This window comes from Rhodanobacter aciditrophus, from assembly GCF_050026795.1.
Classification (GTDB): domain Bacteria; phylum Pseudomonadota; class Gammaproteobacteria; order Xanthomonadales; family Rhodanobacteraceae; genus Rhodanobacter_A.
The window spans coordinates 259,748-271,654 of sequence record NZ_JALBWP010000011.1; the positions used below are offsets into that span (position 1 = coordinate 259,748).

Consider the following 11,907-nt stretch of genomic DNA (forward strand, 5'->3'; position numbering starts at 1 on the left):
CGCCCATGGATGATCGCAAACGCCAGGCTCAGCTTAGCATCGCGCCCCGGCGCCGCTGCCTCGCGCAGGAACGCGCGTTCAGGATGCCCGCGGGCTGCCGATGCGGTGCGCTTCCACCACGTTCGGCAGCGCCAGCAGGCGGCCGAGCAGGGTGGAAAGCTGCTCGAAGTCGCGCACGCGCAGGGCGAAGCGCATTTCCACTTCGCCGCTCTTCGCAAAGGCGCGGCTGGAGGAGGCGATGATCGGGACGCTGGCGTTGCTGATGGTGCCGGTGACGTCCTTCTGCAGGCCCTTGCGGTCGTAGCCGCGCAGCTCGATGTCCACCTCGTACGCCTGGGCGCTGGGCTTGCCCCAGTCCACCTCGATCACCCGGTCCGGATCGCGCCGCGTCAGTCGCGCGAGGCTGGCACAGTCCGCGCGGTGCACCGACACGCCCCGGCCACGGGTGATGAAGCCGCGCACCGGGTCGCCCGGCAGCGGCTGGCAGCAGCGCGCCAGCGTGGTGAGCAGGTTGCCGATGCCCTCGATGCTGAGCGCGCCGGGGTCGCGCGCCGGCGCAGGCCGCGCGGGCGGCAGCGGCACGGCGTCGTCCTCTTCCAGCGGCTGCGCGATTTCCTGCAGCGCGCGCGCGACCTGGCCCGTGCTGATCTCGTTGAGCGCCAGTGCCACCAGCAGCTCGTCCTGGGTCTTCAGGTGGAAGTGCGCGGGCAGCTTTGCCAGGTCGACCTCGGGCAGCGCGAGGCGCTTCAGTTCGCGCTCGAACATCACGCGGCCCACCGCGAGGTTGGCGTCGTGCGCCAGCCGGCGGAACCAGGCGCGCACCTTGTCGCGCGCCCGCGAGCTGTTGAGGTAGCCGTGGTGTGGCGACAGCCAGTCGCGGCTCGGCTCGGCCTGCTTCGCGGTGAGGATCTCCACGCGGTCGCCGCTCTGCGGCTGGAAGGTGAGCGGCACGATGCGGCCGTTGACCTTGGCGCCGCGGCAGCGGTGCCCCACCTCGGTATGCACGTGGTAGGCGAAGTCCAGCACGGTGCCGCCACGCGGCAGGTCCACCACCTCGCCCTTCGGGGTGAGCAGGTAGACGCGGTCCTCCATCAGCTCGGTCTTGAGATCGGCGGCCAGCGCGCCTTCGTCCTCGCCGCGCGTCTCCAGCAGCTTGCGCATCCAGGCGATCTTGGCCTCGAACTCGGCGTCGGCGCCGCCACCTTCCTTGTAGCGCCAGTGCGCCGCCACGCCCAGTTCGTTGGCGCGGTGCATCTCGTGGGTACGGATCTGCACTTCCAGCGTCCTGCCGCGCGGGCCGATCACCGCGGTGTGCAGCGAGCGGTAGCCGTTGCCCTTGGGGCGCGCGAGGTAGTCGTCGAACTCGCGCGGCAGGTGCGGCCACAGCGTATGCACCACGCCCAGCGCGGCGTAGCAGTCGGCCACCGTGTCCACCAGCACGCGCACGGCGCGGATGTCGTAGAGCTCGGCGAACTCCAGGTTCTTGCGCTGCATCTTCTTCCAGATGGAATAGATGTGCTTGGGCCGCCCGGCCAGCTCGGCGCGGACGCCGGCGGCTTCGAGCGCGCGGCCCAGTTCGTCCAGCGATTCGCGGATGAAGGCCTCGCGGTCGGCGCGGCGCTCGTCGAGCAGCTTCGCGATGCGCCTGTAGGTGTCCGGCTGCAGGTGGCGGAAGGCGAGGTCCTCCAGCTCCCACTTCAGCTGCCAGATGCCGAGGCGGTTGGCCAGCGGCGCGTGGATGTCGCGGGTGAGCCGGGCGAGTTCCATCCGTTCGGCTTCGGGCAGCGATGCCGCATCGCGCAGCCGCGCGAGTTGGCGCGCCAGCAGCACGAATACCACGCGCAGGTCGCGGATGATCGCCAGCAGCAGGCGCCGCAGGCCTTCGGAGCCGCCGCCCGGCGCACGCTGCGCGTGCAGCGCCCATACCTGCTCCGCCGCCTGCTGGCCTTCCACCAGCCGGCGGATCTCGCCTGACAGCCGTGGTGCCTCGGCTTGCCACAGGGCCGGATCGACGCGCGACAGCGCGAACCACAGCGCCGCCGCCTGGGTGGGCGCGTCGCAGCCCAGCATCGCCAGCAGGTCGAGCACGTCGGCGCATTCGGCCTGGTCGACCGGCCGTGCCAGACAGCGCTCCAGCGCCGCGGCCAGCACGGGCGGCGCGCCGGCGCGGTCGTGCCAGGCCTGCAGGCGGGGGATGGGCGGGGAGGTGGTCATGGTCGGAGGCGTATCGCGGATGCCCATTCTAGGTGGATCGGCGGCGCTTGGCTTCGCCCTGTTCGGGCCGCAGAATCGCGCCGGTTCCCTTTCCACTTCGGCAGGATGCGTCATGCGCTGGTTGCGATCCCTGCTGGCCGCCATGCTGGCTGCCGGCGTCACCGTGCTCGGCGCGTCGCTGCTGATGGCGTGGAGCGAGGCGGGCGCGCCGTCGCTGACCGAATTTGCGCAGCGGCATCCCATGGCGGGAGCCGCCTTCGGCGTGCTGTCCACCTTGATCGTGGTGGTGTCGGCGCTGGGGCAGCGGCGCCGCCGCAGGTCACGCTGAGCGGAGCGCTTCCAGCGCCTTCGCCAGGCGCTTGGCCGACACCGGCTCGGCGGTCTTCAGCTCCTGCGCGAACAACGACACGCGCCATTCCTCGATCAGCCAGCGCAGCTCGTCGAGGTTCGCATCGCCGGCGGCGCGGTGCCTGAGGTATTCGCGCCAGCAGGGCAGCACCTGCAGCATGCGCTGCTGGTCCTTGGCCGGGTCCTGCCGCAGGCGTTCGCCGCGCAGGCGCATGGCCTTGAGGTAGCGCGGGTAGTGCGCGAGCCGCGCCAGCGGCAGTTCGCGCAGGAAACCGGGCGCGAGCAGGGCGTCGAGCTGCTCGCGCAGGTCGTCGTAGCTGGCACGGGCAAAGCCCATCAGCGGCGGCTCGAGCCAGGGCCTCAGCTCGGCCTGCGCCTCGATGACGGGTTCGACGAGTTTCAGCCGCTCGACGGCGCAGGCGAACAGCTCGCGTGCGGCCTGCGTGCGCAAGGCCTCGAAGGCGCCGGCGCTGCGCGCGTCGAGGTCGAGCCGCGCCACGAGATCGGCGAAACCGCCTTCGACGACGTCCTCGCGCAGGCGGTCCGCGCTGCCGAGCGCGGCGTATTTCAGCGCCAGCGGGTTCGCGATGGGCAGGCGCCGGCGCGCCTGCTTCAGGTCGCTGGCCAGCGCGTTGCGCAGCAGGCGCAACACGCCGCCCACGTGCGCCGTGGCGGCCTCGTCGCGGCGCTCGAACACGCGCAGCGCCACCGCGTCGCCGAGGTCGACCAGCGCAGGGAAGGCCATGAGGTTGCCCTTGGAACGCACTTCGCGCGGGATCTCGTCGAAGTCCCAGGCGACGATGTCTTCTCGGGTGAGTTCCACGTCGGTCTTCTTCGAGAACGCTTCGCGCGCGCGGCCCTCCCACTCCGCGCGCAAGGCAGCGAGGTCGCGGCCGGCGGCCAGCGTGCGGCCGCTCTCGTCGTGCACGCGGAAGCGCATCAGGTAATGCGGCGCGAGTTCGCCGGTGGCGAATTCGCCGGCATCGATGGCGACGCCGGTGGTGCGCTGGAGGAAGCCGGCGAGCGCCTTGGCCAACGGCTCGTCGCGCGGTGCCTCGGCCTCGGCGAAGGCGCGCGCGAAATCCGGCGCCGGCACGAAGTTGCGGCGCAGCGCCTTGGGCAGGCCGCGGATCAGTTCGGCGACCTTCTCGGCCAGTAGCCCGGGCACCAGCCATTCGCAGCGCGCGGCGGACAGGGCATTCAACATCGCCAGCGGCAGGTGCAGGGTGACGCCATCGGCCTCGTCGCCGGGGACGAAACGGTATTCGAGACGGTAGCGCTGCGCAGGGCCATCCTTCGGGGCGATCTCCAGCGCGGCGGGAAACGCCTTCGGGTCCAGCCCCGCGCCGCCCGCCATCACGTCGTCCAGCGACCAGCGCAGCGCGGCCTGCTCGGCGGGGCGGGCGTGGCGGTACCACGCATCCAATGCGCGGCTGGACGCGATGTCTTGCGGCAGCTTGCCGCGGAAGAAGTCGACCAGTTCGTCCTCGTGGCGGATCAGTCCTTCGCGGCGCTGCTTCGCCTCGATGCCCTGCGCGTCCTCCAGCACGCGCTGGTTGGCGCGCACGAAGTCGGCTTTCGCCTCGATGTCGCCGCGCGCCAGCGCCTCGCGCAGGAAGATCTCGTGGGCGAGGGCGGGGTCCTGTTTCTCGAACGTCACCGCGCGGCGCTCGACCAGGTTCAGGCCGAACAGGCTCACCTGCTCGTAGGCCACCACGCAGCCGCGCTTGCGCGACCAGTGCGCGTCGCGACAGGACGACTTCAGCAGGTGCGCGGCCTGCTGCTCGACCCAGGCCGGTTCGATGCGCGCGCACATCATCGCCCATACCTTGCCGCCCACATCGAGGATCTGCGCGGCAAACAACCAGTTCGGCGGGACCTTCGCCAGCGCGGAGCCGGGGAACACCTGGAACTTGCGCTCGCGCGTGCCCTGGAAAATGCCGCGCTCGTCCTTGCGGCCCACCTGCGTGGGCAGACCAGCCAGGAGGCTGCGGTGGATCGTCTCGAAAAGAAGCGCAGCTTCTTTTTCAACGGTAACGGGCTTTTCGCCCTTGCCTCCTCTCCCCTCGGAGGCACGCGGGGAGGCGCCAGGGATGGCGCCGGCTTTGAGGAGCGAGGAGAGGGGCGGGTGCTCGCGCGAACGCTCGTGCGAAGCGCGCTTGTTCTTGCCGGCACCTCGCGAGCTCGGCCCCTCACCCCGGCCCTCTCCCCGAAGGGGAGAGGGGGAAACAGCGTGGCCTCCCCGGAGGGGAGGGGAAGAAACAGCTGCGGGAGCAGAAGACGACAGCTTCCACCCCAGCTCCTGCACCACCAGCAGCAGCTGCCGGTGCAGCTCGCGCCACTCGCGCATGCGCATGAAGCTGAGGAAGTGCCGCGAGCACCAGTCGCGCAGTTTCGACTGGGTGAGCTCCTCGTGCGCCTGGTCGTACGCGCGCCACAGGTTCAGCACGCCGACGAAGTCGGACTTCGGGTTGGCGAACGCGGCGTGTGCGGCGTCGGCCTGCTGGCGTGCGTCGGCGGGGCGCTCGCGCGGGTCCTGGATGCTGAGGAAGGCGACGACGGTGAGCAGCTCGCGCAGTGCGCCGAGTTTCTCCGCCTCCACCAGCATGCGCGCCAGCTGCACGTCGATCGGCAGCTTGGCCAGCGTGCGGCCGATCGGGGTGAGCGTGCGCGCCGCGTCGATGGCGCCGATCTCGGCGAGGCGGCGGTAGCCGTCGGCCACCACGCGCGGGTCGGGCGCGTCGAGGAAGGGGAAGTCGTCCACCTCGCCCAGCTTCAGCGCCAGCATGCGCAGGATCACGTTGGCGAGCGAGGCGCGCAGCAGCTCGGGGTCGGTGAAGGCGTTGCGCGCGGCGAAATCGGCCTCGTCGTACAGCCGGTAGCAGATGCCCGGGCCGATACGGCCGCAGCGGCCCTTGCGCTGGTCCGCGGCGGCCTGCGAGACCGGCTCCACGTGCAGGCGTTCGAGCTGGCTGCGCTGGCTGTAGCGCTTCACCCGCGCGCTGCCGGTGTCGACCACGTAGCGGATGCGCGGCACGGTGAGCGAGGTCTCGGCCACGTTGGTGGCGAGCACCACGCGGCGTTTCGGGCCGGGCTTGAACACGCGGTCCTGATCGGCGGCGGAGAGCCGCGCGTACAGCGGCAGGATCTCGGTCTCGCGGTACTGGCGGCGCGACAGCAGCAGGTGCGCGTCGCGGATCTCGCGCTCGCCGGGCAGGAACACCAGCACGTCGCCCGGGCCGCTACCGAGGCTGCGGTCGGCCACGATCTCGTCAAGCACGGCGGCGATGTGCTCGGCGCTGCCCTGCTGCATGCGCTCGCCGGTGTCGGCGACCGGCCGCCAGCGCAGTTCCACCGGGTAGGCGCGGCCTTCCACCGACACCACCGGCGCGTTGCCGAAGTGCGCGGCGAAGCGCGCGGTGTCGATGGTGGCCGAGGTGACGATGATCTTCAGCTCGGGTCGCTTCGCGGCGAGGCGCCTGAGATAACCGAGCAGGAAGTCGATGTTGAGGCTGCGCTCGTGCGCCTCGTCGATGATCAGCGTGTCGTAGCTGGAGAGCCACGGGTCGCCCTGCGTCTCGGCGAGCAGGATGCCGTCGGTCATGAACTTCACCAGCGTGCGTTCGCTCACCTGGTCGGTGAAGCGCACCTGGAAGCCCACCTGGTCACCGAGCTGCGTGCCCAGTTCCTCCGCCACGCGGCGCGCCACCGAGCGCGCGGCGAGCCGGCGCGGCTGGGTGCAGCCGATCAGCCCGGCCTCGCCGCGGCCGGCGGCGAGGCAGAGCTTGGGCAGCTGCGTGGTCTTGCCCGAACCGGTTTCGCCGGCGATCACCACCACCTGGTGTTCGCGGATCAGTTTGACGATCTCGTCGGCGCGCGCGGCGATCGGCAGCGACTCGTCCAGGCGGATCGCGGGCTTGGCCTCGGCACGCGCGCGGCGCCGGGCCGCGGACGCCTCGATGTCCGTGGCGAGCGCCGCCAGGCGCGCCTCGTCGGGCCGTTTCGACAGCCCGCGCCAGCGCCCCAGCAGTCGCCCGAAGTCGCGGCTGGCCACGCCGTCCAGCGCCCGGCGCAGTTCGCGCAGGGAGCGGTCGGCAGCGGGCGGAAGGCGGCTCGTGTCGTTCATGGGACCGCACATGATAGCGGCAGGCACGGTGGCGGGCCGATAGCCTGTCGCTATCGAAGACATCGCAAAGATTCATTTCATTCACGGCGCCGCTGTCGTTATCGTTGCTCCGTCCCTTCCAGCCAACGTCACCCGAGGAGAAGCCCATGGCCACGAATATCGGTATCGCGAAGAAGGATCGCGAAGCAACCGCCAGGCAGCTGTCCAGGCTGCTGGCCGACACCTACTCGCTCTACCTGAAGACCCACAGCTTCCACTGGAACGTCACCGGGCCGCAGTTCAACAGCCTGCATGCGATGTTCGAGACGCAGTACAACGAACTCTGGCTGGCCGCCGACGAGATCGCCGAGCGCATCCGCACGCTCGACGTGTTCGCGCCCGGTTCCTACAGCCAGTTCGGCAAGCTCAGTTCGATCAAGGAGGAATCCGGCGTGCCGGAGTGGAAGGAGATGGTGAGCCAGCTGGTCGAAGGCCACGAGATCGTGGCGAACACCGCGCGCGCCGCGATCAAGGTGGCCGACAAGGCCGGCGACGAGGGCAGCGCCGACATGCTCACCGGCCGCCTGAAGGCGCACGAGAAGACGGCGTGGATGCTGCGCGCACTGCTGAAGTGAGCGAGCCGGCAGCCGGATGAGGAAAGGCCCGCCGATGGCGGGCCTTTCCGTTGCTGCGTCCTGCGCGTTTTCAGTTCTTCGGCGCCGGCCCCTTCACCGCGGTGACCAGGCCGTCGGGGCGCACGTACTTCGCGAACGCCTGCTGCACCTCGGGTGCGGTCAGCGCGAGGTAGTGCCGGGCGGCGATGGTCATCGCGTCCAGCGGCTTGCCCTGCTGCGACAGCGTGAGCAGCTGGCCGCCGATGCCGCCGAAGCTGGATTCGCCCAGCGGGATGCGGCGAAGCAGGATGCCCTTGGCCTGCTCGAGTTCCGTCCCGGTCACCGGCTGCTGCTGCATCTGCCTGAGGTCCTGCACCACCAGCGCGCTGGCGGCGCCCACCTTGTCGGGATCGCAGCCGAAGTACACCTTGTAGGTGCCACGGTGCTTGTTCGCATCGAGGTCGACGCCCACGGTGTAGACCAGGCCGTGCTTCTCGCGCAGGTCGCGGGTGAGGCGCGAGGCGTAGAAGCCGCCGCCCAGCACCTGGTTGCCGAGGTTGATCGCGAAGCGGGCGGGGTCGTCGTAGGTGACGGCGATGGTCTGCGCCATGTCCACGCTGTCCTGCACCGCGCTGGCGTCGGGCACGTGCAGCTTGCCGGGCGCGTTGGCGGGCACGGCGGCGTAGGCGGTCTCCGGCTTCGGCCCGGTGGCCTTCCAGCCGCCGAAGGCCTGCCCGATCACCTGCCTCGCCTGCGCCGGGTCGACCTTGCCCACGATCACGATGGTGGTGAGGTCGGGGCGGAAGGTCTGCGCGTAGTACTGCCTCACCTTGTCCAGCGTCAGCGCCATCACGCTTTGCGGCGTGGCGTGGCGTGTCTGCGGATCGTTCGCCGGCAGCAGCGCCTTGTCCAGGCCCAGTTGCAGCAGGAAATCGGGTGACTGCAACTCCCCGGCCAGCATGCCGGCGGTCTGCCGCTGCACCACCGGGAAGGCCTGCGCGGGCAGGGCGGGGTGCAGTTCGTTGTCGGCGAGCAGCTTCACGCCCTCGGTGAAGTGCGTGGACGGCACCGACAGCGAGAAGCCGTAGCCGGCGCTCACGTGTGCGCTGATCTCGTCGAGCGCGGCCTGGAACTGCAGGCGACTGAGGTGCTCGGTGCCGTAGGGGAACAGTTCCTCCAGCACGTCGGCCACGCCTTCCTCGCCCTTGGCGGCCTGCAGGTCCTGGTTGGTCTTGACGTTGCCGAACAGCTCCACCGTGTCGCTGATGGTTTCCGGCTGCACGATCAGCCGGAGCCCGTTCGGCAGGGTGTAGGAAACGGGGTTCAGCGACGACTTCGGCACGTCGAGCCTGGCGAAGGCCTGCTCCGCCCACGCCGGCAACTGCACCGGCTTGTCGGGGCTGGCGGCGAAGCTTTCCGCGCCGCCGAAGCCCTTGCCCGCCACCGGCTTGCCCGAGCTTTGCGGGGTGAGGATGGCGGTGATCGCATGCGCGGGATCGAAGATGTGCTTCGCCAGCGCGTTCACCGCTTCCGGCGTCACCGCCTCGATCGCGGTCTTGATCGCGTCGGGCGATTCCGCGCCCTGGAAGGCCAGCGCCTGCGACCACGCATTGGCGAGGCCGTCCACCGAGTTCTTCTTGAATTCCAGCGCGGCGATCGCCTTGCGCTTGGCGGCGTCCACCAGCGCCGGGTCGACGCCCTTGCTTGCCGCCTCGGCGAGGATGGACTGCATCCTGGCAAGGATGGGCTGCGGGTTGCCGCCCTTGGGGAAGATGCCCACCGCCATGCCCACGCCGGCCTGCGGCATGCCCTGATCGAAGAAGCCGCCGAACAGCGCGGTGCCGTCGAAGCGCATGCCGGCCAGCGCCGCGCGCTGCGAGCCCAGTGCGCCGCTCAGCACCATCGCGGTGGCGTAGTCCTTCGAGGTGAGGCCGGGCATGCGATAGCCGAGGTAGACCGAGCCGTAAGGCGCATCGGTGGGCAGTTGCACCGTCTTGGCGGTCACCGGCCTGAAGTCGAACGCCGGGCGCGCCGGCAGCGTCTTCTTCGCGATGTCGCCGAATTCCTGCTTCACCTTGGCCAGTGTGGCGGCCGGGTCGACGTCGCCCGCGATCACCAGGATCGCGTTGTTCGGCGCGTACCAGGTGTCGTGGAAGTTCTTCAGCATCGTCGCCGTGGTCTTGTCGAACGAGGGTCGCGTACCGAGCGGCGTGTGCGCGTAGGGCGTGCCGGCGAACATCTGCTGCAGCAGCTGCGAGTAGAACTTGAAGTCGGGGCTGGAGAGGTCGCGCGAGACTTCCTGCTCGATCGCGCCGCGTTCCTTGTCCCACTCCTTCGGCGCCATGTCCACGCCGCGCATGCGCAGGCTCTGCACGTGCAGCGCCACGTCGAGGTCCTGCGCCGGCGCCACGAAGTAGTACTGCGTCACGCCCTGCGTGGTGTCGGCGTTGAACGCGCCGCCCATGTTCGCCGCGATCGCCGCGAGCTGGTCCTTGCTGAGGCCGGGGCTGCCGCGGAACATCATGTGCTCCACCGCGTGCGCGGTGCCGGGAAAGCCCGCGGGCACCTCGTCGGAGCCGGCGAGGTAGTTCATCTCCGTGGTCACCACCGGCGCCAGCGTGTCGCGCACGATCACCACGCGCAGGCCGTTGTCCAGCGTGGCGCGGGTGACGTCGGCGCCGCCGGTCGCGGCCATCGCGCTGCCCGCCGCCAGGGCCAGGCCGATCGCGGCGGCCAGTCGCAGGGCTTGCTTCTTCATCGTGCGGTCCTTGTGTCGTTTGTGGAGATGAGTGCGTGCTGCAGCTTCGATGCCGTGTACATCGTCCGGTTTTCCCGCAAGCGTGGATGGCAGTCCACCAAGGCGCCAGGAATGGATGCGCACCGCCTGCCGGTTTTGTCGGTTGCGCCAGGCCGGGCATGGCGCAACCGTGCCATCGCGATCCAGCCCGTCCGTCATGGTCGCATGGGGGTTCCGCCCTCACCGGGTTGGCTGCCGATCATGCTGGCCGGAAGAAAGATATCGAGGAATGGCCATGCGAAGCCACCCGGCGCCGCATGACCTGTGGCAGGGCGTCGTCGCCGGCGTGGTGCCTGTGCGAGACTCGGGCTTTGCCCGCCAACCATCGAGGCATCGCCATGGTGACCCGCCGACGCATGTTGCAAGGTGCCGGAACGCTGGCCCTGCTGGCGCCCTTCGGCAAGGGCTTCGGCCAGGAGCGCGCCAAAGACGCGGCGCAGGTGGCGCAGCAGGAGCATGCCAAGCCCGCGGGCAAGGATTACGTCCCGGTCACCGATCCGCTGGTGAAGGCGAAGCTGGCGCAGTGGTCGGACTGGAAGTTCGGGCTGATCCTGCACTGGGGCATCTACAGCGTGCTGGGCATCGTCGAGTCGTGGACGCTGTGCTCGGAGGACTGGATCAAGCGTCCCGGCGGCGTCGCCTACGTCGAGTGGAAGCGGCGCTACGAACAGCTGCGGACGCGGTTCAATCCGCTGAAGTTCGATCCCGCGCGATGGGCGGAGGTCGCGCACGCCGCTGGCATGCGCTATGTGGTGTTCACCACCAAGCACCACGACGGCTTCTGCATGTTCGACACCGCGCAGACCGCTTACCGCGTCACCGCGCCCGACGTGCCGTTCCACGCCAGCCCGCGCGCGAACGTGGCCAAGGCCGTGTTCGACGCGTTCCGCCGGCGCGGCTTCGGCATCGGCGCGTATTTCTCCAAGGCCGACTGGCACCACCCGGACTACTGGTCGCCGTTGTGGGCCACGCCGACCCGCAACAACAACTACGACGTGCGCAAGTACCCGGACCTGTGGAAGCGTTTCGTCGACTTCACCCACGCGCAGATCGACGAACTCACCACGCAGTACGGCGGCGTCGACCTGCTGTGGCTGGACGCCGGCTGGGTGAACGCGCACGAACATCCCGACGCCAGGGCCTACGGCATGGACGTGCCGTGGGCGCAGGACATCGACATGCCGGGCCTGGCGGCCATCGCGCGCCGCAACCAGCCGGGCATCGTGCTGGTCGATCGCGACGTGGGTGGCCCCTACGAGAACTACCGCACGCCCGAGCAGGCCGTGCCGGACAAACCGCTGCCGTACCCGTGGGAGACCTGCATGACGGCGGGCGGCTCGTGGTCGTGGAATCCGCACGACACCTACAAGTCGCCGCGCGAGCTGGTGCACACCCTGGTCGGCATCGTCGCCAAGGGCGGCAACCTGCTGCTGGGCGTCGGCCCGCAGCCGGATGGCGAACTGCCCGCGGGGGCGCTGGAGCGCCTGCGCGCGATCGGCGCGTGGATGCAGGTGAACGGCGCGGCCATCCACGGCAGCCGGGCCATCGCGCCGTACGGCGAAGGCAGGTTCCGCTTCACGCAGGGCAGGGACGGCAGCGTCAACGCGATCTGGCTCGTCGACGAGGGCGAGCAGGCGCCGCCGGCCAGCATCATGCTGCGCTCGTTCAAGCCGGCACCGGACGCGAACGTGCGGGTGCTGGGAGCGGGTGGCGAGCTGGCGTGGCAGCAGCGCGACGGCGGCATCCATGTCGAGTTGCCGGAGACCGTGCGCCGGCAACTGGCGGGTTCGCTGGCCTGGACGCTGCGCATTTCAGCCGTGCGAGCCTGA

The 11,907-nt window shown here is 70.2% G+C and carries 6 protein-coding genes; 3 read left to right on the forward strand and 3 right to left on the reverse strand.

The genetic code is table 11. The features are described 5' to 3' along the window. Positions 1 to 78: 78 nt before the first annotated feature. Positions 79 to 2,214 carry a RelA/SpoT family protein gene (locus ACQGNW_RS09920; RefSeq protein WP_426662987.1) on the reverse strand — a complete coding sequence of 712 codons (2,136 nt, stop codon included), beginning with the start codon at positions 2,212 to 2,214 and terminating at the stop codon, positions 79 to 81. Positions 2,215 to 2,326: 112 nt separating this feature from the next. On the opposite strand from ACQGNW_RS09920, the gene ACQGNW_RS09925 reads away from it, so the two are divergent. Further along, positions 2,327 to 2,542, forward strand: a complete 216-nt coding sequence (locus ACQGNW_RS09925; protein ID WP_426662988.1) for a hypothetical protein — start codon at positions 2,327 to 2,329, stop codon at positions 2,540 to 2,542. Here the strand turns inward: ACQGNW_RS09925 and hrpA are convergent. Continuing rightward, positions 2,534 to 6,688, reverse strand: a complete 4,155-nt coding sequence (hrpA, locus tag ACQGNW_RS09930; protein ID WP_426662989.1) for an ATP-dependent RNA helicase HrpA — start codon at positions 6,686 to 6,688, stop codon at positions 2,534 to 2,536. The genes ACQGNW_RS09925 and hrpA overlap by 9 nt on opposite strands. A gap of 146 nt (positions 6,689 to 6,834) precedes the next feature. Between hrpA and ACQGNW_RS09935 the strand changes: the two genes are divergently transcribed. Next, a complete protein-coding gene (locus ACQGNW_RS09935) occupies positions 6,835 to 7,302 on the forward strand; it encodes a Dps family protein (protein WP_426662990.1) in 468 nt (155 codons plus the stop codon). 70 nt (positions 7,303 to 7,372) lie between these two features. Here ACQGNW_RS09935 and ACQGNW_RS09940 read toward each other — a convergent pair whose 3' ends face one another. After that, positions 7,373 to 10,039, reverse strand: a complete 2,667-nt coding sequence (locus ACQGNW_RS09940; protein ID WP_426662991.1) for a M16 family metallopeptidase — start codon at positions 10,037 to 10,039, stop codon at positions 7,373 to 7,375. A gap of 395 nt (positions 10,040 to 10,434) precedes the next feature. Here ACQGNW_RS09940 and ACQGNW_RS09945 point away from each other — a divergent pair, with 395 nt between their 5' ends. Further along, a complete protein-coding gene (locus ACQGNW_RS09945) occupies positions 10,435 to 11,907 on the forward strand; it encodes an alpha-L-fucosidase (protein ID WP_426662992.1) in 1,473 nt (490 codons plus the stop codon).